17 protein-coding genes are annotated in these 22,918 nt (G+C 53.3%); 14 read left to right on the top strand and 3 right to left on the bottom strand.

All coding sequences use genetic code 11. From position 1 onward, the window contains the following. The first annotated feature begins 5 nt into the window (after positions 1-5). Both ccsA and ACTJKB_RS17490 read left to right on the top strand, forming a co-directional pair. Positions 6-830 carry a cytochrome c biogenesis protein CcsA gene (gene ccsA, locus ACTJKB_RS17495; protein ID WP_440835683.1) on the top strand — a complete coding sequence of 275 codons (825 nt, stop codon included), beginning with the start codon at positions 6-8 and terminating at the stop codon, positions 828-830. A gap of 1,386 nt (positions 831-2,216) precedes the next feature. Next, on the top strand, positions 2,217-2,864 hold the full coding sequence (locus ACTJKB_RS17490) for a precorrin-2 dehydrogenase/sirohydrochlorin ferrochelatase family protein (RefSeq protein ID WP_440835681.1): 648 nt from the start codon (positions 2,217-2,219) through the stop codon (positions 2,862-2,864). A gap of 228 nt (positions 2,865-3,092) precedes the next feature. Here ACTJKB_RS17490 and ACTJKB_RS17485 read toward each other — a convergent pair whose 3' ends face one another. Further along, positions 3,093-3,518, bottom strand: a complete 426-nt coding sequence (locus ACTJKB_RS17485) for a hypothetical protein (protein ID WP_440835679.1) — start codon at positions 3,516-3,518, stop codon at positions 3,093-3,095. Positions 3,519-3,619: 101 nt separating this feature from the next. Between ACTJKB_RS17485 and hemC the strand changes: the two genes are divergently transcribed. From hemC to ACTJKB_RS17460, 5 genes are all read left to right on the top strand, one after another. Continuing rightward, positions 3,620-4,570, top strand: coding sequence for a hydroxymethylbilane synthase (gene hemC, locus ACTJKB_RS17480; RefSeq protein WP_440835677.1), 951 nt, complete (start codon positions 3,620-3,622; stop codon positions 4,568-4,570). A 5-nt stretch (positions 4,571-4,575) separates the two neighbouring features. After that, on the top strand, positions 4,576-6,123 hold the full coding sequence (cobA, locus tag ACTJKB_RS17475) for a uroporphyrinogen-III C-methyltransferase (protein WP_440835675.1): 1,548 nt from the start codon (positions 4,576-4,578) through the stop codon (positions 6,121-6,123). A 208-nt stretch (positions 6,124-6,331) separates the two neighbouring features. Next, complete coding sequence (gene hemB / locus ACTJKB_RS17470; protein WP_440835674.1) at positions 6,332-7,330, top strand: porphobilinogen synthase; 999 nt, start codon at positions 6,332-6,334, stop codon at positions 7,328-7,330. A gap of 77 nt (positions 7,331-7,407) precedes the next feature. Beyond that, positions 7,408-8,709, top strand: a complete 1,302-nt coding sequence (hemL, locus tag ACTJKB_RS17465; RefSeq protein ID WP_440835673.1) for a glutamate-1-semialdehyde 2,1-aminomutase — start codon at positions 7,408-7,410, stop codon at positions 8,707-8,709. A 23-nt stretch (positions 8,710-8,732) separates the two neighbouring features. After that, positions 8,733-9,671 (top strand): RluA family pseudouridine synthase, encoded by a 939-nt coding sequence (locus ACTJKB_RS17460; protein WP_440836005.1) that lies wholly within the window; start codon positions 8,733-8,735, stop codon positions 9,669-9,671. Positions 9,672-9,881: 210 nt separating this feature from the next. Here the strand turns inward: ACTJKB_RS17460 and ACTJKB_RS17455 are convergent, their stop codons facing one another. Continuing rightward, on the bottom strand, positions 9,882-10,085 hold the full coding sequence (locus tag ACTJKB_RS17455) for a hypothetical protein (RefSeq protein WP_440835672.1): 204 nt from the start codon (positions 10,083-10,085) through the stop codon (positions 9,882-9,884). Positions 10,086-10,316: 231 nt separating this feature from the next. Between ACTJKB_RS17455 and ypfJ the strand changes: the two genes are divergently transcribed. After that, entirely contained in the window at positions 10,317-11,165 is an 849-nt protein-coding gene (ypfJ, locus tag ACTJKB_RS17450; RefSeq protein ID WP_440835671.1) for a KPN_02809 family neutral zinc metallopeptidase, read from the top strand. 150 nt (positions 11,166-11,315) lie between these two features. On the opposite strand, the gene ACTJKB_RS17445 is transcribed toward ypfJ, so the two are convergent. Then, a complete protein-coding gene (locus ACTJKB_RS17445) occupies positions 11,316-12,557 on the bottom strand; it encodes a GGDEF domain-containing protein (protein ID WP_440835670.1) in 1,242 nt (413 codons plus the stop codon). Between the two features lie 161 nt (positions 12,558-12,718). On the opposite strand from ACTJKB_RS17445, the gene ACTJKB_RS17440 reads away from it, so the two are divergent. The 6 genes from ACTJKB_RS17440 to ACTJKB_RS17415 all read left to right on the top strand — a co-directional run bounded on the left by ACTJKB_RS17440 (position 12,719) and on the right by ACTJKB_RS17415 (position 22,878). Next, positions 12,719-14,107 carry a glycosyltransferase family 4 protein gene (locus ACTJKB_RS17440; RefSeq protein WP_440835669.1) on the top strand — a complete coding sequence of 463 codons (1,389 nt, stop codon included), beginning with the start codon at positions 12,719-12,721 and terminating at the stop codon, positions 14,105-14,107. 139 nt (positions 14,108-14,246) lie between these two features. Then, a complete protein-coding gene (locus tag ACTJKB_RS17435) occupies positions 14,247-15,515 on the top strand; it encodes a LysM peptidoglycan-binding domain-containing protein (RefSeq protein WP_440835668.1) in 1,269 nt (422 codons plus the stop codon). A gap of 659 nt (positions 15,516-16,174) precedes the next feature. Next, positions 16,175-18,811, top strand: a complete 2,637-nt coding sequence (locus ACTJKB_RS17430) for a valine--tRNA ligase (protein WP_440836004.1) — start codon at positions 16,175-16,177, stop codon at positions 18,809-18,811. A 6-nt stretch (positions 18,812-18,817) separates the two neighbouring features. Then, positions 18,818-20,194, top strand: a complete 1,377-nt coding sequence (locus ACTJKB_RS17425; protein ID WP_440835667.1) for a bifunctional folylpolyglutamate synthase/dihydrofolate synthase — start codon at positions 18,818-18,820, stop codon at positions 20,192-20,194. 7 nt (positions 20,195-20,201) lie between these two features. Then, positions 20,202-21,578 (top strand): UDP-N-acetylmuramate--L-alanine ligase, encoded by a 1,377-nt coding sequence (murC, locus tag ACTJKB_RS17420; protein WP_440835665.1) that lies wholly within the window; start codon positions 20,202-20,204, stop codon positions 21,576-21,578. Positions 21,579-21,717: 139 nt separating this feature from the next. After that, entirely contained in the window at positions 21,718-22,878 is a 1,161-nt protein-coding gene (locus tag ACTJKB_RS17415) for a GGDEF domain-containing protein (protein WP_440835663.1), read from the top strand. The last annotated feature ends 40 nt before the right edge of the window (positions 22,879-22,918 follow it).

The raw sequence follows: 22,918 nt of genomic DNA, 5'->3' as shown, positions 1-22,918 counted from the left end.
ACCAGATGCAACTGCTGAATGGAATATATGATACAGCTCTGCTGCTATATGCCCTGAGCCTGCTGTTTGTTTTCTCGGATTGCCTTAAGCGGAATCCGGGCGGGAAGCGGCTGGGCACAGGGCTTCTTGTTGTGGTTGGACTTTTGCAATCTTCGGGCCTGGCGATCCGCTTCTCACAGGAGAAAGGGTTGCCGATTTTTACACCGTATGATTTCCTGTACTGGTTCTCCTTTATTATTGTGCTGACCTCACTTGCGATTGCCTACACCCGCGGCGGAGAATTTACGATTCTGCTGCTCAGCATGGCAGGTTTCAGTGTCTTCCTGCTGAACAGGTTCTGGCTGACCGCGGAGGATCATACGCTGCAGAGCTGGAGTGCGGTGCACGGGTGGCTGGCGATGCATATTATTTTGGCCAATCTGAGTTTTGCCGCACTGACACTGGGAACGGTGTTTGCCATAATGTATCTGTTCCTGCATACACGGCTGAAGCACAAAAAATGGGATGACCGCATCCGCCGCCTGCCGAGCCTTGAGACCATGGACAAATATTCATATACCGCGATTCTGGCCGGGGTTCCCCTGCTGCTGGCTTCACTGGTGCTGGCTGGAATGTCGATTATTGCCGAAGGGAGGACCCCATTGTTTCAGGATTCTAAGGTGTTGACCACCCTGATTGGGCTCGCGGTCTACATTGCCTATATCTTCCTCAAGCGCTCCGCCCGCCGCAGCGGCACCTCTATGGCCCGCTGGGCCATTGCCGGCTACGGGTTCATTATTCTGAATTTTTTGCTCAATTCCTGGTCGGAGTTTCACGGCTGGGGGGGCTAGGATTAAGGTGAAGAGGTTAGGGACTGAGGGATGAGGAGATTAGGGACTTAGGGATGAGGAGATTTGGGACGAATAGCTTAGGGCGTTAGCAGCTTAAGAGCTTAAGAGCTTAAGAGCTTAGGAGCTTTGGGATGAAGAGGGTTAGTGATGGAGTGGGCTATAATCAAGATGCTGTTATCGTTGCTTGGTTTCAGTTGCCTAACTCGGGTTACTCTTGGTACTCCCCCTGAGTACAACGGACCGTATAGCCTCTATTTTCTTTATGGAGTACATTTCGCCGTGCTAACGGACCGTACTGCGTTTATTGTCTCTCCAGCGGGCTTTTTTCAGGTGAATATCCGTATATAAGCGCATTGGAGTCCGTTAGCTTGGTAAAATAATGCATTTGTTAGAAATAAGAGCTCCTCAGTCCGTTGGATGCTGGCAGCCTCACCTGACTCTTTGAGAGATGAAGCTGTCCATTAAGCTTGCTGTTCGCCGCTGCTGGATTTTCGCCCTTTGATGATTTCATACGAAGGATGAGCACGTGGAGTATACAATGTTAAAACTGAAACTCTGCTGTACAATGTTAAAACTGAAACTCTGCTTGAGGTGTAAGGAACAGCTGACTATGGTGAGTGATTGTTTACTATAAGTGACAAGTGACAAGTGACAAGTGACAAGTGACAAGTGACAAGTGACAAGTGACAAGTGACAAGTGACAAGTGACAAATTAGCTATAGGTGGCAACTGTATAGTTTTATTAGAAATTGAATTAAGGGGAACATGGTGGAGAGAAGGATCGGAACTGAGCGATTGTATCCGCTTTATCATTGGATTTTTAGCTGGATCAGCGGTTCAATTAAGGAAATTCAATGGGGTGCCGGAAGTCCAAACGCTTCCAGCACTCACCAGTCATCCTTGAGGGCTAGGAACGTAACTATCGTATGATAATTCACTGGATCGGGGCGTTCAGAGCGTCTCTTTTGTATAATCTAAATTCAATCTATAGGACTATAAGTATGACAATCATCCACATGCTGTTAGTAAAGCTGAGGTTGACAGGTCACCGGCCGAGGTAAGTATAAGAAAGAATGATAGGCTGAAGGGGTTCTATTTGGCCTTGACAGTAGTAAAATTGAGATTGGATTGACGGTGAAATTCGGGTAACCCGAGTGCATGAATTTAGAACCAAGGTTAAGATGAAGTTGATGGGTTCCTGCTGGTTTCTGCTGGTGCTACGATGAAGGCTTGATGTATGCGTTAGTGGGCTCGATGTACGCGATAGATTGAATTGACGGTAAATTCTCCTGAAGCTGGTTTGGGAATCTAATGTACGTTGTATACGGTTAGATTTGCGTTACAGGCCGGTGGATGTGTTAGTGGTAGGAGTAGGAGTGTGGCTGCATGGTGAAGTATTTTCCCATTATGCTGGATCTACAGGACCAGCGTGTGGTTGTCATTGGCGGCGGCGCGGTGGCGGAGCGCAAGGTGGGCGCGCTTGTAGAAGCCGGGGCGGCGGTGGTTCTGGTCAGCCCTTCGCTGACCGGGACGTTAGCCGCCTTGGCTGAAGCGGGGCGGCTGAGTTGGATCAGCCGCCTCTATGCCCCCGGAGATATACGGGGGGCATTCCTGGTCTACGCCGCCAGCAACGATGCGGCGGTGAATGAGGCGGTGGCCGGGGAGGCGCGCAGCCTGGGCCTTCCGGTGAATGTAGCCAGCCGGGCCGAGGCGGGCAGCTTCATTACCCCCGGCGTGCTTCGCCGGGGGCGGCTAACGGTCGCCGTGTCGACTTCAGGCGCGGGACCGTCGGCAGCTGCGAAGATCACGGAGCAGCTGGCTGGGATATTGGGCGAAGAGTATGAGCCCTATCTGGATTGGTTGCATGGCCTGCGGACCGAGATCAAGCGCAGGGAGCTGCCGCCAGAGCTGCGTGGACGGCTTCTGCGCAGGCTTGGTGATGTTGATGTGTTGAATGAGATGCGACAGGGCACCTTTATAGAGTGGGGTGCGAACGAGATCGACGACTGGATCACCCGGAATTTAGAAGCATAAGCAGGGTCTGCTGGCAGTCTGGAGGAATAGGTCAGGCTGCAGGAACGTGTAGGCTCGAGGAAAACGTGCCTGATGAATTTGAATGTGTGAATTATGAGATGGGGATTTTCGTCGAATGAGACGCAGGTGCCCTGCGTGGGAAGTGGGCGAATCAAGGGTGGAAATACCTTTGAAAGAGGCGCCGAGGCTGGAAGTAGGGGAATCGAGGGTAGAAATACCCTTGATTGATCAGCAAACGGCCAGCACGTGCGAAACAACGGTAGAAATGCCATAATCGGAGTCCCAAACGGCCAGCACGTGCGAAACAACGGCAGAAATGCCGTTATCGGAGTCCCAAACGGCCAGCACGTGCGAAACAACGGCAGAAATGCCGTTATCAGAGCCGCACACGGCCAGCTCGTGCGAAATAACGGCATTTCTGCCGTTATCGGAGTCCCAAACGGCCAGCAAGCATGAAATAACGGCAGAAATGCCGTTATCAGAGCCGCACACGGCCAGCACGTAGGAAATAACGGCAGAAATGCCGTTATCAGAGTCCCAAACGGCCAGCACGCATGAAATAACGGCAGAAATGCCGTTATCAGAGCCGCACACGGCCAGCACGCATGAAATAACGGCAGAAATGCCGTTATCAGAGCCGCACACGGCCAGCACGTGCGAAATAACGGCAGAAATGCCGTTATCAGCGCCACAAACGGCCAGCGCGTACGGAATAACGGTAGTGGAAGGTTACCAGGTACCAGGAGGGATGAAGCATGAGGAAGATTATTGTAGGCAGCAGACAAAGTGCGCTGGCGCTCACGCAGACGGGGCAGGTGATTGCCGATTTGGAGCGGCTGAGCGGGGAGCATGGGTTTGGGTTTACGTTTGAGGTCCATAAGATTGTAACCAAGGGAGACCGGATTCTTGATGTAACGCTGTCCAAAGTTGGCGGCAAGGGATTGTTCGTCAAGGAAATTGAGCAGGCGATGCTGGCCCATGAGATAGATATGGCTGTACATAGTATGAAGGATATGCCCTCCGAACTGCCGGAGGGGTTGATGAATGGTGCGGTTCCGAAACGTGTGGACCCCCGCGATTGTCTGATTTCAAGGGGCGGTCTTGCGCTCGAAGATCTGCCGCAAGGTGCGCGCGTAGGCACAAGCAGCCTCCGCCGTTCCAGCCAGCTTGCGGCGCTGCGGCCCGATCTTAAGATTGAGCCGGTGCGCGGTAATATCGACTCACGTCTGAGTAAGCTTGCGAGCGGCGAATACGACGCCATTCTGCTGGCGGCGGCGGGGCTGGCCCGGATGGGCTGGCAGGACCGGGTAACTGCGTATTTGCCGCCGGAGGTATGTCTGCCTGCTGTAGGGCAAGGCGCACTCGGGATCGAGTGCCGGGTGGATGATGCCGAGCTGCGGAAGCTGCTGGCATTATACAATGATGAGCAGACGGCGCTTACGGTAGCGGCGGAGCGGACTTTTCTGGGCGCACTCAATGGCGGTTGCCAGGTGCCGATTGGCGCTTTTGCCGTGTTGGATGCTGAAGCTGAGAAGTCTGACTCCCATAGGCTGATAACATTGACAGGGATGGTGGGAACACCTGACGGCTCGGTCATCCTGAAGGAAACCTGCAGCGGGCATGACCCGGTGCAGCTGGGTGAAGAGGTGGCTGGGAAGCTCATCGCCAGAGGAGCGGAACAGATTTTGGCGGATGCAAGGGGATGAGGGAAATGACGGGGAAGGTGTATCTGGTAGGCGCGGGACCTGGGGATGCGAGGCTGATTACGGTCAAAGGGCTGGACTGCATCAAGAAGGCGGATGTGCTGGTGTACGACCGGCTGGCCAGTCCCAGACTGTTGAAATGGATGAAGCCCGGCGGGCAAAAAATATATGTTGGCAAGCTTCCGGACCGCCACACGATGAAGCAGGAAGAGATCAATCAGCTGCTCGTTGATTTGGCGTTGGAAGGCAAAACGGTAGTTCGGTTGAAGGGCGGGGACCCGACGATTTTTGGCCGTGTGGGTGAAGAGGCGGAGCTGCTGCGCAGGCACGGTATTTATTATGAGATTGTCCCGGGGATTACCTCGGCCATTAGTGTACCGGCGTATGCCGGCATTCCGGTGACTCACCGGGATATGGCTTCTTCGCTGTCCATTATCACAGGCCATGAAAGCCCGGATAAGCTGGACCATTCTATTCACTGGGATAAAGTGACCAATGCAACGGGGACACTGATATTTCTGATGGGCGTAGCCAAAATCGGCTACATCAGCGCCCAGCTGATCAAGCATGGACGGCCGCCGGAGACACCGGTGGCGCTTGTCCGCTGGGGGACACGTGCGGATCAGGAGACGCTGACGGGGACGCTCGCCGACATTGAGGCCAAGGTAAAGGCGGCTGATTTCCAGTCGCCGGCAGTGATCGTTGTCGGCGAGGTTGTGCTGCAGCGCGAGCAGCTCATGTGGGCAGAGGCGCTGCCGCTGTTCGGCAAGCGCATTGTGGTTACACGGGCCCGCAGCCAAGCCAGCGAGTTGGTGGATTGGATTGAGGAGCTCGGCGGAGAGCCGTACGAGTTCCCGGTCATAGAGACGAGGATGCCCGAAGGCGCTGAGCAGAAAGCAGGTATTGCCGCCGCGCTGGCGGCGCTGGAAGAATACGATTACGTATTCTTTACGAGCGCGAACGGTGTGGAGTTTTTTTGGCGCCACCTGGCGGAGCTGAAGGTGGACATCCGCGGGCTGCACCGCGCCCGGATCGGCGCGGTGGGTCCGGGTACAGCCGCTGCGCTGGCGCAGCGCGGGCTGGTGGCCGAGGAACTGCCTGGACGCTTCCAGGCAGAGGGGTTGCTTGAAGCCTTCGGGCCAAGGCTGCAGCCGGGGCAGAAGGTGCTTCTTCCGCGCGGCGATCTGGCGCGCGAGTGGCTGCCGGACAAGCTGCGGGGGCTCGGCCTGGAGGTGACCGAAGTGGAAACCTATGAGACCGTGGTGACGGGTGAAGACGATATCGAGCTGCTCAAGCTTCTGGAAGAAAAGCGGATCCACGCAGTGACTTTTACCAGTTCATCGACGGTGCGCAACTTCATCAGCATTCTGCAGCGCATGGGGCTTGAAGATCCGCTTCCGCTGCTGGCAGGCGTCAAGATTGCCTGTATCGGTCCAGTGACTGAACAAACGGCCGTGGAGGTGGGGCTGACACCGGGACTTCTTCCCCAGGAAGCAACCATCGAAGCCCTGGTGCAGGAGCTCTGCCGCTGGAACGAGACCACGAGGCTGAAGTAAATTGGGCTTTGTCATGGCTGCTGAGATCGATGGGTTCTTGATATGGCTCGCTGAAGTTGATTATTATTGACATGGCTCGCTGAAATAGATGGAATTTTCTCATACCTGGCCGGGATGGAATGGTTATTGTCATGACCGTCGGGGATTGACTGGGTTTTGCCTTCACTCGACTTGGGTTTATATATGTACTGTACAGGAGGATACAACAATGGGATTTCCAATTACAAGACACCGCCGTTTGCGCGGAACAGCAGGAATTCGAGGCATGGTGCGGGAGACGATCTTGAATACGCTGGATTTCATCCAGCCGATTTTTGTTACCTATGGAACAGGTGTGAAAAGTGAGATCAGCTCGATGCCGGGCGTGTATCATTTTTCGCTGGATACGCTGAAGGCTGAAGTGGATGAGATTGCGGCGCTGGGCATTCCGGCTGTGCTGCTGTTCGGGATTCCCGAAACTAAGGATGCGGTCGGCTCGTCTGCGTTTGCTGAGGATGGCATTGTGCAGGAAGCCACACGGCTGATCAAAAAATGGTACCCCGAGCTGCTCGTGGTAGCAGATACCTGTCTATGTGAATTCACGGATCACGGACATTGCGGCATGGTTCATACCCATACGGTGGACGGCGTGGTGCATGGCGATGTGATGAACGATCCTTCGCTGGACCTGTTGACCCGCACGGCAGTGTCTCAGGCTCAGGCGGGTGCGGATATTATCGCTCCGTCGAATATGATGGACGGGTTCGTGCATGCGATCCGTGCCGGTCTGGATGAGAATGGATTTGAGCATGTGCCGATTATGTCATATTCGGTAAAATATGCTTCGGCCTTCTATGGGCCGTTCCGTGAAGCCGCTGACTCCGCACCGCAGTTCGGAAACCGCAAAACCTACCAGATGGACCCGGCCAACCTGCGCGAGGCGATCCGCGAAGCGGATTCAGATGTACTTGAGGGTGCGGACATGCTGATGGTGAAGCCGGCTTTGGCTTATCTGGATGTGATCCGCACCATCCGTGACCAGTTCGATCTGCCGCTGGTAGCTTACAATGTGAGCGGTGAATATTCCATGGTCAAAGCGGCGGCTCTGCAAGGCTGGATTGATGAGCAGGCTGTCGTGCTGGAGATGCTGACCGGGATGAAACGCGCCGGAGCGGACATCATTATTACCTATTTTGCCAAGGATGCAGCCCGCTGGCTGCGCGGATAACAGGGCTGAATGCAACAGACCTGGCAGCAGCCGGGTCATTTCTTTAGCACATTACGAACTGGACAGGAGTGGTGACAATGAGCAAATTGCCTTTGGCGCGGCGGGAAGAGGCTTCCCGCAAAGCTTTTGATGAGGCCAAGCAGTATATCCCGGGCGGAGTGAATAGTCCGGTCCGGGCGTTCAAATCCGTGGGGCTCACCCCGGTTTATGTGGATCATGGCGCGGGTTCACGCATTTATGATATCGACGGTAACAGCTTTATCGACTACGTCTGCTCGTGGGGTCCGCTGATTATGGGCCATGCCCACCCTGAAGTGGTCAAGGCGCTGCAGGAGACGGCAGTCAAAGGGACAAGCTTTGGCGCACCGACACTGCTGGAGACGGAAATGGCCAAAACCGTGGTCGGGCGGGTTCATTCCGTTGATATCGTGCGCATGGTCAATTCCGGTACCGAAGCTACCATGAGTGCGATCCGACTGGCGCGGGGGTATACCGGACGAAGCAAAATCCTCAAGTTCGAGGGCTCATACCACGGCCATGCAGACAGTCTGCTGATCAAAGCCGGATCGGGTGTAGCTACACTTGGATTGCCGGATAGTCCCGGTGTGCCTGAAGGCGTAGCCATGAATACGATAACCGTGCCTTATAATGACCTCGAAGGGGTCAAAATCGCCTTCGAACGCTTCGGCAATGAGATTGCTGCTGTGATTGTGGAGCCGATTGCCGGGAATATGGGCGTAGTGCCCCCGCTTCCGGGATTTCTGGAGGGTCTGCGTAAGGTGACTACAGGCTATGGCGCACTGCTTATTTTTGACGAGGTCATGACCGGGTTTCGGGTGAACCGGGGCTGTGCCCAGGGGCTGTTCGGCATGGAGCCGGATATTACCTGCTTCGGGAAAGTGATTGGCGGAGGACTTCCGGTAGGCGCCTATGGCGGTAAAAGGGAAATCATGGAGCAGATTGCTCCAACCGGACCGATCTACCAGGCGGGGACGCTCAGCGGCAATCCGCTTGCGATGGCAGCAGGTCTGACAACACTTAGACTACTGACACCGGAGGTGTACGACCGTCTGGAAGTCCTCGGTGCGCGTCTGGAGGCAGGACTTATTCGCAATGCGGTTGATACAAGCATTCCACTGACCATTAATCGTGTGGGATCCATGGTTTGCCCATTCTTTACTGAAGGTCCGGTCATCAATTATGATACGGCCAAAGCCAGTAATCTGGACCGGTTCCGGGCGTATTTCGGTAAAATGCTGGATCAGGGCATCAGTGTTCCGCCTTCACAATTTGAAGGCATGTTCGTCTCCGCTGCACATAGCGAGCAGGATATTGATGATACGCTGGAGGCCCATTATCAGGCCTTGAAAACCCTGTGACGGCAGAGAAGGAGCCGTTATCCGTGACGGGCGGCGGGTCCTGGACCCGCCGCGGAGAATGGCTGGAGGCTATGCCTGGACGGGTAATTACCGCGGCCACAGATCCGGCAGCGGCCATAGATCAGTGGCTGCTGGAAACCGTGGGCATGCCCGCTAAGCTCCATTCAAGATTGCGCCGCGAGGGCGGCGTACAGTGGAAGGGAGACCGCCTTCGGCTGGGATTGTTCCCTTACCGTGAGGCGGGCATTGAGCCGGCGTGGACGGCACTTGAAGTGCTGTTCGAGGATGACTTCTGCCTCGTTGTCCATAAGCCTGCGGGCATGGCGGTCCACCCGGATGGCAGCGGGAATGAGATTACTCTGGATCATGTGGTTGCCGCCCATTATGCGGCTTCGGGCGGGGGAGTCGCCGTACGCCATATTCACCGTCTGGACAAGGACACAACAGGTCCAGTGCTGTATGCGAAGAATGAGTATGCACAGCTTGTGCTTGACGAGGATATGCGTGCCAAATCCGTCTCGCGGCTGTACGCCGCGATCGTGCAAGGCGTCGTGCCACCTGGGCTCAAGATAATTGATGCCCCGATTGGCCGCGACCGTCATCATGCGGCACGCCGGCGGGTCTCTCCAGGCGGGCAGGATGCGGTGACGCGGATCATTGGCCGCGAGGTTCTGCAGGGCGGTACCGTGCTTAAAGTCCAGCTGGAAACCGGGCGGACGCATCAGATCCGCGTCCATCTAAGCCACATGAGCCATCCGCTGTTCGGAGATGTTCTGTACGGCGGTCCGGCCTGGAGTGCAGGTAGGCTTCCTCATTCCGGTAGTGCCGGAAGACAGGCACTGCATGGTGAAATACTTGCGTTCAATCATCCATGGACCAAAGAACAGCTTGAAGTGGCCGATCCATGGCCTGAGGATATGCTGCTCCTGCGTGAACAGCTGGATGCAGAGCTGCAGGTTTGAGTGTCTTGGTGATGAGTGTATTATAAGGTCCGGGCTTCATGCTGTTCCCGTGAGCCTGCTTATCACGCTAGCCCATTTACTGAAGTCAAGAGCCCCCCAAGGCTGCGCTCCGGCACAGCCTTGGGGGGCTCTTGTTCAACGTATGAGAATTGAAGCAGATTCCCGATGGATGCGGCTGCTTATGCCGGATTCTGCTGCGTGCCACGCAGATCAGTTGTTAAGCCGGCGCTCATACGCCTGAATATAGCCTTGACCCGCTTGGGTCAGTTTGCCCGCATCGATATAGCCGGCTTCATAAATATCCTTCATCACCGTTCTGAAATCTCTGGGGTCCACACCGGCATGCTGGTATGGCGGCTCCTGCTTTTGTTCAAATCCTTTCAGAATTCGATATACGGGATCAGCACTTGTCATGCAATCAGCCTCCTTTCTAATTTTCTAAGTATATTCCCGCCAGTCTTTGTTGGTGAAACCCTGAACACAGGACCATAAATGTGTCCGCCCGAACGGTAGATAAAGGCAATAGCATGTAAGAAACTGGCTGCTGTGAAGTAAAGCAAGCTAATGGATTTTGGGTATAACACTAATAGAAATGAGATTCACTTGCGTGATTAGACAGCGTTTATATGACGGGGGGGGTACACCATGAAATGGCAGGGTAGAAGAGGCAGCTCGAATGTGGAGGACCGCCGGGGGATGGGCGGCGGCGGAAAGATGATCGGCGGCGGAATCGGAGGAATCATCATTGTTGTGATTGTAACGCTGCTCAGCGGAGGGAATGTCGGAGATATTCTTGGAGGTCTCACATCCGGCGGCACGAATACTTCGGTACCTTATGAACAGACGGCTCAGGAGAAAGAATTGTCCGACTTTGTATCCGTTGTGCTGGCGGATACGGAAGAAGTGTGGTCCGGGGTTTTCCAGGACGAGGGGAAAACTTATCAGGACCCGACGCTCGTGCTCTATACCGGCAGTGTAGATTCGGCCTGTGGCACGGCAACGTCGGCAGTGGGGCCGTTTTATTGTCCGGGTGATGCCAAGCTGTACATCGACCTCAGCTTTTACGACGAGCTGCAGCAGCGCTTCAAGGCGCCGGGGGATTTCGCCATGGCCTATGTGATTGCCCACGAAGTGGGACACCATGTGCAGACGCTACTTGGCATAACGGAGAAACTGGATTCGGTCCGTCAGAGCTTGAGCGAGAAGGAATATAACAAATACCAGGTTCGTTTTGAGCTTCAGGCTGATTATCTGGCTGGCGTCTGGGCCAAGCATGCCCAGGGGATGAATCTGTTGGAAGAGGGAGATCTGGATGAGGCGCTGACGGCGGCGAGTGCGGTCGGCGACGACACGATTCAGAAGCAGGCCCAAGGCTATGCGGTGCCCGACAGCTTCACCCATGGCACTTCAGAGCAGCGCAAGCGCTGGTTCTACAAAGGCTTCCATTCAGGTACGATTGAGGGCGGAGATACCTTTAATGCTGCCGAGCTTTAGGGGAAGCAGGTGAGGCCAACAACCCCATGAACCTCGAACCTCAAAACGGCTGCGCTGTCCAGTGAAGGACGGCGCAGCCGTTTTATGTAAATAAGGTACTGTCCCTAAAAAGGATGGTGCGGTTATCACCGGAGCAATATCTCTGCCCGCTCAGGCTTCCAGCTCATTTTTATACGACAGCCGGTTACGGCCAAGCTTCTTGGATTCCAGCAGCAGCTGGTCGGCATACACATACCCTTTTTCCATAGAGGTCCGCTGCCCCGCTTCCGCCTTGTAATAATACAGGCCAAATGAAGCTGAGTACACAACATTGATCCGCTGGTCCTCATACTCGGCAGTGACGCTGTGTCCGGCAATCGTGTCCAGAATCCCCTGAATCTGCGCGTGGCAGTCCTCAAAGGATTTGTGTCGCAGGAACATGGTGAATTCTTCGCCGCCGCTGCGGAACAGAATGTCCTCTTCCTGCATATGCGACTTCAGCGTATTGGCAAAGTGGATGATCACCCGGTCACCAACGGCGTGGTTATAGGTATCGTTGATTTTTTTGAACCGGTCGATGTCCGCTACAACGATGCCGATGCACTCACTGCTGTGGTTCAGCTCCTTCATCATTTTATCCATATGGGCTCGGTTGAAGGTTCCGGTCAAAAAGTCGCGGTAGGCCATTTGCTCGAACTTGTCCCGTTCAAATTTATGCTGGGCGCTTTGTGATTTGGAGTAGAAGGAGATGCTCACGACATAATTCAGCAGGAAGAGCGCGATCAGCATTTCCCATTTCTCCATCTGCAGCAGTCGCAGCAGCAGTGCATTCGTCAAGGTTACCTTGCTGAAGTCCAGCAGATTTCTGCCGCGCAGCAGCAGGTTCATAGCCTCTTTGCGGGTGGTGACATCACCTGAGAGCGCAAAGGTAAGCGTCAGGAAACCCGATGACACAAACGTTGTCACGCAGACTACCAGAAGAAACAGCAGCCAGTAGCCCAGTGGCATATATTCGGCATAAGGACGAAGCTGAGCGTACAGGTAGTACCCCGCCGAACCGCCAATCGTAAAGGAGCCGATATTGTAAAAGGTATCCAGAAATTCTCCGGGGTCCTCAGTTTTGGTCTTCTTTTTATAGAAAAATACCGTAAACCGATATAGGACCTCGAACAGAAACGTGCCCAGAGGCCCTGCGAAAATCCCAAAAGAGGAGGTGTAGCTGATCGTGTAATCTATAACCGAATTGCCGCTTCGGGCCACAATGCGCAATTGATAATAAATACTTGAAAAAGCCCAGTATAAAATCAGTGCTTTGAGATATGCATGATCTAGAACCACAGCGTGCCTCGCGCCGTAAGCTATGACCACAGAGGCAACAAACAGAAAAAGGTCAAATACCCTTGCTTTGGACATAACGTTGACTTCCTTTCAGGAGTTATTCCGATTATACCCGAAAATTTCGGGTTGTGATTAAAAGTTATTTTAAAAATATTTCCATTTATCTATGTCCCGGCACGGGTGCAGTTCATATAATATGTTGTTCGTTCTATTTTTGGAGCCGGGGAGAGAAGCGGATGAAGATACTGCTGGTCACCTATTGGGGACTTACGAATATGGGCGGGATCTGGACATATATGAAGCAACTGGCTGACAAGCTGAATGAGTACGGACATGAGGTTACGCTGATGGGAAGCCGTGCCGAAGATCATACGCTGTATCTGCTGGACCAGGGAATTTCCTTTGACAAAAAGTCCCTCTATAACGTGCTGCTGCCACAGCTCGACAAGGACCGGTTTCCCCATCTGCATCTAGAGCATGGTATCTTCAGCTTTGAGCTGGGCCGTTACGTCTTTGAAGGCGGGGCTGCGGTTCTCGGTCTGGAGAAGTATGATGTGATCCATGCGCAGGACCCTATTTCTGCCTATGCTCTCCGGCGGATTATGAAGGTGCGTAAGCCGTTGATCTCAAGCTTTCACGGGGCGCTAGCTTATGAATCCTATTTTGAATATAAAGGTCTCGAACCGGCGCTTACCCGAAAAGAGTATGAGAAACGGGCGATCTGGCGGTATTTCCGCCGGCTCGAGGGAATGGGTGTCTGGTCATCTGACCTTATCCTGGTTTCTTCGGACTGGATCGGGAGGCTGGTGAACCGGCAGGATGCGGGTGGAGCGCCAATTCATACACTGCCGTATGGAATGGATGTGAAGCAGTACGATGCGAAGGCGGCGCTCCCGGCCCCGCTTAAGTTCGGAGATGGACTCAAAGTAATTATGTACGCCGGACGTCTGGAATATATCAAAGGAGTACATGTGCTGATTGCGGCTCTGGGAATTCTGCAGCATAGCCGCCAGGACTGGGTATGTGCAATTGCCGGAATTGGCAGCCTTACAGAAGAATTACAGGCGCAAGTCCTGGAACTGGGAATGCAGGGACGGGTATTTTTCACCGGCAAAATAGACAATATTCCAGCTGCGCTGACTGCCGCGGATATTTATGTGCAGCCCAGCCTGCAGGACACACAGCCCTTTTCAGTGACAGAGGCTCAGCTTGCCGGAATTGCGCCGGTTGTAGCCGAAGCGGCGGGGATGCCGGAAATGGTGCAGCAAGGGGTGACGGGATTTGTTGTACCGGCAGAGGATTCCGCGGCTCTGGCGGGGCAGCTTGAACAGCTGCTTCGCGACGACGAACTGCGGCTGCGGGCCGGGAAGCAGGCCCGAAGCTGGGCTGAGCAGAACCGTACGCTGGATGGCATGGCAGCGGGGACACTGAAGGCGTATCATGAAGCGCTGTCGATGCAGCATGGGCAGATTAGTAATCCCGCTCCCAGAAGGTTCAGTCAAGCATTTCATCCTGCGGATATTTTGGAACAGATGACCCCTGACAGTCCGATGGCTCAAGCTCTGCGTGAGGGGCTTCCGCAGGATTATAGCATTCCCGATGCCCAAATGGCTCTCAAGGAGTAGAGGTTTTCCCTAGTATAGGCTGAGTCCAAAGTTGTCATGCCTTACGGATTTAAGCATATACATGAGGGGAGTAACATTTTGGGCTTATGCTCTGGGCTTGTCTCAGGGTTAGATTATGCCAAGAAGGAGGACATTTCCCGTGTTTGACCAGTCCCACGGCTTGCGGTTTGATATTTATGAACGCATTCATCTGCCTGCAGAACTTCCGGGAATCGCTGAGCTGGAAGAGGTTGAGCTGATCCCGGACATCCAGGTAATTCAGCGGGAGGACCGTGCCGAGCTGTATGGTCAATTGCTGCTTACCGGGCTCTACCGCGGAGAAGATGACCGGACCCAGCGTTTGGAGCATGCGATTCCCGTAGAAATCACAGTTCCGCTGACACGGGTCAGCTCGCTTGAAGACATAGGGGTGGAGATCGAGAATTTTGATATTGACCTGCTTACGATGCGTACAGTCAATATCACAGGCGTACTATCCTTGCGCGGAATCGGGAGCGGTGATGCGCAGCCAGCCTGGCAGCAGGAGGAGTACACAGTAGCTTATTCTGCTGAAGAGGAGGAGCGGTTACAGGTAGCTCCTGCTGACAAGCATGAGCATGAGAGTGATGCACTCTATGAGAATTCGCTCTGGACCTATGGCGAAGGAGCAACAGACATTACGGCACATGATCACGGAAGCGGGCATGGCAATGCTGTCGATGTCGAGGCTTCGGCTCCAGTGTCAAATTCGGAGTTTCCGGAAGAGGTGGGATACATCCAGCCTGCCGCAGTTGCCGAGCCGCAGCAAAAGGACAAGGAAGCCAAAGCACGGACCCACAGTCTTGATACTCCATCCGGCTATAATGTCCTGGAGGCTAAGGTGGGTGAGCCAGCTCTAGAGATCCATTCTGTGTATCAGGAAGAGCCTTCACACCTCACGGAAGCTGTGGAGAAGGCGGCAAGCTTGCCGGATGAAGTTGAAGCTGCAGCAGAATCCCTGCAGGAGAATGAGAACAATGAGGCTTTTGCATCGCCTGATGTAGAGCCTGTAGCCGAGGAGAAACCTGACCTGAAGATTGGTCTTGGCAGCAAAAAAGAACCTAAGGAAGAAGAACGGGAGCAGCTTACATTCTCTTCCCTTCTCAGCTCCAGCCGGGCCCGGAAGGAACAGGAGGAACAGCATGCCCCGGCGCCGGCACCGCCAGCAGCAGCACCGGATACCGGTAATGATACAGAATGGAAAAGCCGGTTCATCGGGGGCCGGAGCAGCGCGGACTTGTTCCGCAAAGTCCGGCTCTGCATTGTCCAGCGTGAAGAAACACTGGATACGATTGCCGAGAAATACCAGTTAAGTGCAAGAGAATTGGTGATGTACAACCGCCTCACCGGACAGAATGTAGAGGAAGGTCAGGTTTTGTACATCCCCTGAGATGTCTTAAGTAAGAATCCCGGCCGGGTGCGGCCGGGATTTTTGCAAAAGATAAGAATTTATATGTTTCATGCTGTAAATTATCCTTATCTTTCTCGCAGAAACGGATACCGTCCTTTTAAGGACGGCGAATCCGTTTCTGCTTGTGGGACGGAGTATGGTATAAGAACCGCAGTTTGTGCATATGCTGGTTGACTAGGAATAATACTGAATGTATTATGGGATTAAGTAAAAGCAAAAGACTGGGAACGGGAAGAGTAGGCGGTAAGCCCTTCAGAGAGCGGAATTTGTAGTTGCTGTGAACTTCCGCAGGATGCAGCCCCCGAAGTCGCCCCGGAGTCGCCCTTCTAAGCCTGTTGCGCAGATGTGATGCACAGGGTAGGATGTGGCCGGACGCAGCCGTTATCTGCATGAGTGTCGCGCTAAGCTTTTGGAACCGTGAGGAACCGGGGCGAAGTTTTATTTTTGTATAGCGCGAAACAAAGGTGGTACCGCGAAAGAATGACCTTTCGTCCTTTGAGACGAAGGGTCTTTTTGTGTTTATTACATGCTATTCAATGGAGGGTTCAACTATGGCTGATCACAAGAACAGAACGGCTGAGCTGACTGATTTGCAGGATGCGGAACAGCTACAGGCGCCAAGCAGCAAACAAAGCGATATGCCGACCACATATGATCCGAAGGCGGCAGAGCAGAAATGGTATGCTTACTGGATGGAGCATGGCTTCTTTGAAGCCGGTAAACGTCCGGAGGCAGAAGCTTACAGTATTGTTATTCCCCCGCCTAACGTAACGGGAATGCTGCATATCGGACATGCGCTAGATTTCACGCTGCAGGATATTCTGATCCGCACGAAGCGGATGCAGGGCTTCGATACGCTATGGCTGCCGGGAACAGACCATGCAGGAATCGCGACCCAGACGAAGGTGGAGCAGAAGCTGCGCCAGCAGGGCATTTCCCGCCATGACTTGGGACGCGAGAAATTCCTGGAGCAGGTGTGGGCCTGGAAGGACCAGTATGCCGAGACCATTCATGAACAATGGGCCAAAATGGGCTTGTCTCTTGACTATTCCCGCGAGCGGTTCACGCTGGATGAAGGAATGTCCAGCGGGGTGCGCCAGGTATTTGTCGAGCTGTACCGCAAAGGCCTGATTTACCGCGGGAAACGGATTATTAACTGGGACCCGGCTGCACGTACGGCTTTGTCCGATATCGAAGTGGAATATAAGGAAGTTAACGGACATCTGTATCACCTTCGTTACCCGCTTAAAGACGGCACCGGCTTCATTACGGTAGCAACCACACGTCCGGAAACCATGCTTGGCGATACAGCGGTAGCGGTACACCCTAAGGATGAACGATATAAAGATCTTATTGGCAAAACCCTGATTCTGCCGATCATTGGCCGAGAGATCCCGATTATTGCCGATGATTATGTTGATAAGGAATTCGGCAGCGGGGCTGTGAAGATCACCCCGGCCCATGACCCGAACGATTACGAGGTGGGGCTGCGTCACAATCTGCCACAGATCAATGTGATGGATGAGAGCGGGACGATGAACGAAGAAGCCGGCCCTTACCAGGGTCAGGACCGTAGTGAATGCCGTAAGGCGATCGTAGCAGATCTCAAGGAACAGGGCGTTCTGGTGTCCATTGAAGACCATGTGCACCAGGTTGGACACAGCGAACGTTCAGGAGCCGTAGTTGAGCCTTATCTGTCTACCCAGTGGTTTGTAAAGATGAAGCCGCTGGCCGAAGCAGCCATCGCCGCACAGAAGGATGGTTCGGGAGTCAACTTCGTTCCGGAGCGTTTTGAGAAAACCTATTTGAACTGGATCGAAAACATCCGTGACTGGTGTATTTCACGCCAGCTGTGGTGGGGACACCGGATTCCGGCTTGGTACTCTGAGTCTACGGGTGAAGTATTTGTAGCATATACCGAAGAGGAAGCCCGCGAAATCAGCGGCCTTGATGATTTGAAGCAGGATGAGGATGTTCTCGACACCTGGTTCAGCTCCAATCTGTGGCCGTTCGCCACACTGGGCTGGCCGGATGAGAGCAGCAGCGACTATCAGCGTTATTTTCCGAACAATGTACTGGTTACCGGTTACGATATTATCTATTTCTGGGTAGCCCGGATGATCTTCAGCGCGCTTGAATTTACAGGGAAGAAGCCGTTCTCCGATGTGCTGATACACGGTCTGGTACGAGATGCAGAAGGACGCAAAATGTCCAAGTCGCTTGGTAACGGGATTGATCCGCTGGATGTTATTGAACAGTATGGTGCAGATGCCATGCGCTATATGATTTCCACAGGTATCACGGCTGGCCAGGATCTTCGTTTCCGCATTGAGAAGGTCGAGCAGGCCCGTAACTTTGCCAATAAAATATGGAATGCCTCGCGCTTTGCGCTCATGAATCTGGAGGGCGTAAGCTTTGCAGATATTGACATTACAGGTGAGCTTTCGACAGCAGACCGCTGGATTTTACATCGTTTGAACGAAACTTCTCGTGATATTACGCGTCTAATTGACGCGTACGAGTATGGCGAGACCGGCCGTCTCTTGTACAACTTTATCTGGGATGACCTGTGCGACTGGTACATCGAGTTCTCCAAGCTTACATTGTATGGTGAGGATGCTGCGGCTAAGGCTAAGACTCAATCGGTGCTTGCCTATGTGCTTGACCGTACGCTGCGTCTGATTCATCCGTTCATGCCGTTCATCACCGAGGAAATCTGGCAGCATCTGCCGCATGAAGGGGATACCATTACGCTGGCCGAATGGCCGAAGTACGAAGCTGCATTGGAGCAGCCGCAGGCTGTGGCGGAAATGAACCTGCTGATGGATGTGATCCGTGCGGTTCGTAATGTCCGTGCTGAAGTCAACGTTCCGATGAGCAAAAAGGTGGAGCTGATCATCAAAGCAGCGAGCGAAGAAACACTAAGCATTATCGCCCGCAACGATAACTACATTGGGCGTTTCTGCAACACATCTTCCTTCGAGGCGGGCCTCAATCCGCAAACACCGGATAAGGTCATGTCCGCTGTGATTACGGGAGCAGAGCTGCTGCTGCCGCTTGCAGGTCTGATTGATATCGAACAGGAGATTACCCGACTGGAAAAAGAAGTGCAGCTGCTAAACAGCGAAGTAGAGCGCGTGGAGAAGAAGCTCGGCAATCAGGGCTTCGTTGCCAAAGCGCCGGCTAAAGTCATCGAAGAGGAACGGGCAAAGCAGGCGGATTACTCTGCCAAACGTGAAAAAGTGCTGGCCCGCATCGCAGAGCTGAGAGGATAAGCGACTATGGATGAGTGGATCGGGAGCGGCGGAACCGCTCCCTTAAGTTCTTATACAGAAGCAGTGGATTGGATTAACGGCCTGATTCCTTTCGGCATCCGCCCGGGCCTGGAACGGATTGAACGCCTGATGGAGCTGCTAGGCCAGCCCCAGCGCAAGCTGAAATTCATTCATGTGGCGGGTACGAACGGCAAAGGCTCGACCTGTGCATTTTTGACCAGTGTACTCATGAACAGCGGGTACAGCGTTGGAACCTTTACGTCCCCTTACATCACCAAATTCACGAACCGTTTTCAGTACAATGGAACGGATATTCCTGAAGAGGTACTGGCAGAGCTTGCGAACAAGCTGCATCCGCTGGTCGAAAAGATTGCGCAGACTGAGCTGGGCTCGCCCACAATGTTCGAAGTTGCTACCGCTCTGGCTATTCTCTATTATGCGGAAGTCTGCTATCCCGATGTTGTCGTATGGGAGACTGGTCTTGGGGGAAGGCTGGATGTAACGAACATTGTAACCCCGATTGTGTCTATCATTACAAATGTCGGCCATGATCACACCGATGTTCTGGGGGATACTGTAGAAGAGATTGCGGGTGAAAAAGCCGGGATCATCAAACCGGGTGTTCCTGCCGTCAGCTGTGTAAGCCAGCCGGAGGCGATAGCGGTGCTCAAGGCAAAAGCCGGCGCCAGCAAGTCCACACTCTACCTTGCCGGAGAAGATTTCAGCTACAGCAACGCTACAGTCAAGGAAGGCCTGCAGTCCTTCACCTTCAAGGGGCCTTTCCGCTCGGTTGAGCTTGACATCGCCATGAAGGGCGAGCATCAGCTCAGTAATGCAGCCGGAGCGATGATGGCGCTGGAGGTCTTGCGTCAATACATGGCCTTTATGCTGGAAGACGAGGATGTGCTGGAAGGTTTCCGCAGCACCTTTTGGGCGGGGAGACTTGAGGAAGTGCACACTTCTCCGCGGATCGTGCTGGATGGGGCGCATAACCCCGAAGGTGCAGAGAGTTTGGCCAAAAGTCTGCCGCAGTATTATAAGTACGAACATTTAAATTTGCTCATGGGGATGCTGGCAAATAAGCATCATGAGTCATACTTCAAGCATATACTGCCTATAGTGGATACGCTCATCCTGACCGAACCGGATTTCCGGAAGAAAATGGACGCGGAAGATCTGAAGGCTATCGCAGAACGTCTGCGGGAGAAATATGCCAAAGAAAATTTGGTAATCATAGTAGAACATGATTGGGGTAGGGCGCTGCAGCTTCTGCAGTCGATCACAGCGGAGAAAGACCTTGCAGTCGTCTCCGGAACGCTGTATTTGATTTCTGATGTGCGCAGTACGCTTTTACGGCAACCCAATTCTGAAAAAGGCTGGTGACGAACTGTTGGATACTACTGAACGTGTGCATTTTATAGGGATCGGCGGCTATGGTATGAGCGCTATTGCCCGGGTAATGCTGGAGATGGGGTTTACAGTAACGGGCTCCGACGTGGCGGCTCAGGAACTGACCGAGAAATTAATAGCTAAAGGCGCCAAAGTGTATATTGGACATACGGCCGAGCAGGTAAAAGGCGCGGACCTTGTCGTATACTCCACGGCCCTCTCAAGTGATAATGTGGAATGGGTAGAAGCGGAGCGGCTCAAGATTCCGGTCCTGCACCGCTCGCAAATGCTGGCCCGGCTGCTGAATGAACGCAAGGGCGTAGCCATTGCCGGTGCGCATGGCAAAACCACGACCTCTTCCATGATCGCGCTGATTATGGAAGATTGTGGAGTGGACCCTACATATATTATCGGTGGGGAAATTATGAATGTCGGCACGAATGCCAAGGCCGGACAAGGGGAGTACGTCGTGGCCGAAGCGGATGAGAGCGATGGCTCCTTCCTGCAGTACCATCCTTGGCTGGGGATCGTAACGAACATTGAAGCGGATCATCTGGAGAATTACGGGGGTGATTTCGGCCGATTGAAGGCTGCATACGTTCAATTCATGAATCAGATGCGTGAGGACGGTACGGCGATTGTATGTGCGGATGATGAAACAGCAACCTCGCTGTTGCCTGAGGTCAAGGGCAGCGTCATCACCTACGGCATTCATTCAGACGTTGCGGATTACATTGCGACGGACATCGTTTTAGGTGACCGGCAGGTTGCCTATACCATGAATTTTGGCAGTACGGTGCTGGGACGCATTGAGCTGTCCATTCCCGGAAAATACAATCTGTACAACTCCATGGCAGCAGTGATTGCCTGTCTGAAAGCCGGAATTCCATTCCAGGCGATCGCAGAGTCCATCGTGAAATTCCATGGCGCCAAACGCCGCTTTCAAGTGCTCGGGGAGATCAATGATATTCTTGTCATCGATGATTATGCGCATCATCCTACAGAAATCCAGGCAACGATCAGCGCAGCCAAGGCAACGGGCAAACGGATTATTGCCGTATTCCAGCCGCAGCGCTATACACGGACCTTTTTCCTGCTGGATGCTTTCAGCCGTGCTTTCAGTGAAGCCGATGAGGTGATTCTCACTGACATTTATTCACCGGCCGGGGAGAAGCAGATCGAAGGTGTCAGTTCCGCCAAGCTGGTGGAATTAATTGTACAGAACAGCAATGCCAGCGCAAGACATCTGCCAACCAAGGAAGCTGTATTAGCTGACTTGCAGGGCCGGATTGCTCCAGGCGATCTCGTGATTACGATGGGAGCGGGAGACATTTGGAAGGTTGGGTATGCACTGGCAGAGGAACTGAAAAAACACTGAGCCTGGAACCTACAATCTAATATTTTCACATTTTACGCAGAAACGGATACCGCTCTTTATACTGAAGGGACGGCTATGCCGTTTCTGCTTGTAATAGGACAAGCATTTATCTATTCCATCGCACATGGTGGTGTGACTTATGGCTGTACAGCTTGATATCCGAACACTGTTATATCTATTTATTTTTGGGAATCTGTTTACGGCCTTGCTTACCAGCTTCTACCGTCTTCATTCGTCCAGAGACAGGGCCTCCACCCTGTTTATAGCTGCGAAATGGCTCCAAGTGGCCTATTGGTCCTCGTTCCTGTTATGGAATGTGATGCCCCATTATCTGGCAATACCTCTTAGCAACGCTCTGATTCTTGTCGGGGGAGGTTTGGAGATTGCTGCTCTTCTTCTGATGACGGGGCTGTTTGGACGCAAAGCTAAGCTGTATTATTGGATAATTTCAGTTTGCAGTGTAATCAGCTACGGGATGGTTGCCCTATTTTATAACAGACCGAATATACGGGTAGCCACCACGTCGCTGTGGGCGGTACTGTTTCTGGTTTATCCTGCCTTCCGTTTGATGAAGAATCGAAAAGGCTCGCCTCTGCAGGGACTGCTGGGCTTCATTTTTTACCTTTTTGCGGCGGTGATGCTGATCCGGTCGATGGCTGCGCTGTTTCTGGAACCCGGTATGGGAGCGCTCTCGCCCAACGTGCCGCAGTATTTATATTTTCTGGGCATGTTCTTTTTGCTGATCGTGGGTTCGTCAGCCTTTATTCTTTTATCCAATGAACACACTTATGAGAAGTTAAAAAGAATGGCAACCTATGACGGGTTGACTGGTATCCTGGGACGCAGGACTTTTATGCAGGAAGCCGAAGAGAAGCTGGCCCATGCAGTGAAAAAACAGGAATTGTACTCTTTGCTGCTGCTGGATCTTGATCATTTTAAAAGAGTGAATGACACACAAGGCCACGACGTTGGCGATGCAGTCCTGCAGGATTTCGTGCTCACCATCCAGAGCAATCTAAGAACCTTGGATCTGTTCGGCAGAGTAGGCGGAGAGGAATTCGCAGTGTTGCTCTGCGGACTGGATGAAGAGGATAGCAGCCGCAAAGCTGAGCAACTCAGAAAAGCGGTTGAGGAGGGGGCCTCCAGCTTTACATATCCCGGGGTGTATACCGTCAGCATTGGGATCGTTACGGTACTTCCGGGCCCGCTTACTTCCCTGAACATGCTGTACAAGCTTAGTGACCAGGCATTGTATCAGGCGAAGCAGCTAGGCCGAAACCGTGTAGAACGGTCCGGCTAGAATTGCTGGGACAGCAGCATTCATAGGGTTCCACGAACAA

This window comes from Paenibacillus sp. 22594 (assembly GCF_052044425.1).
Taxonomy (GTDB): Bacteria; Bacillota; Bacilli; order Paenibacillales; family Paenibacillaceae; genus Paenibacillus_AQ.
The sequence above is the reverse complement of the archived record's forward strand: the minus strand, read 5'-3'. Positions and strand labels throughout refer to the sequence as shown.

Bases quoted from the DNA above. Each gene is read 5' to 3' on its own strand.
- ccsA (WP_440835683.1), top strand. From the start codon at position 6: ATGCAACTGCTGAATGGAATATATGATACAGCTCTGCTGCTATATGCC.
- ACTJKB_RS17490 (WP_440835681.1), top strand. From the start codon at position 2,217: ATGGTGAAGTATTTTCCCATTATGCTGGATCTACAGGACCAGCGTGTG.
- hemC (WP_440835677.1), top strand. From the start codon at position 3,620: ATGAGGAAGATTATTGTAGGCAGCAGACAAAGTGCGCTGGCGCTCACG.
- cobA (WP_440835675.1), top strand. From the start codon at position 4,576: ATGACGGGGAAGGTGTATCTGGTAGGCGCGGGACCTGGGGATGCGAGG.
- hemB (WP_440835674.1), top strand. From the start codon at position 6,332: ATGGGATTTCCAATTACAAGACACCGCCGTTTGCGCGGAACAGCAGGA.
- hemL (WP_440835673.1), top strand. From the start codon at position 7,408: ATGAGCAAATTGCCTTTGGCGCGGCGGGAAGAGGCTTCCCGCAAAGCT.
- ACTJKB_RS17455 (WP_440835672.1), bottom strand. From the start codon at position 10,085: ATGACAAGTGCTGATCCCGTATATCGAATTCTGAAAGGATTTGAACAA.
- ypfJ (WP_440835671.1), top strand. From the start codon at position 10,317: ATGAAATGGCAGGGTAGAAGAGGCAGCTCGAATGTGGAGGACCGCCGG.
- ACTJKB_RS17445 (WP_440835670.1), bottom strand. From the start codon at position 12,557: ATGTCCAAAGCAAGGGTATTTGACCTTTTTCTGTTTGTTGCCTCTGTG.
- ACTJKB_RS17440 (WP_440835669.1), top strand. From the start codon at position 12,719: ATGAAGATACTGCTGGTCACCTATTGGGGACTTACGAATATGGGCGGG.
- ACTJKB_RS17430 (WP_440836004.1), top strand. From the start codon at position 16,175: ATGCCGACCACATATGATCCGAAGGCGGCAGAGCAGAAATGGTATGCT.
- ACTJKB_RS17425 (WP_440835667.1), top strand. From the start codon at position 18,818: ATGGATGAGTGGATCGGGAGCGGCGGAACCGCTCCCTTAAGTTCTTAT.
- ACTJKB_RS17415 (WP_440835663.1), top strand. From the start codon at position 21,718: ATGGCTGTACAGCTTGATATCCGAACACTGTTATATCTATTTATTTTT.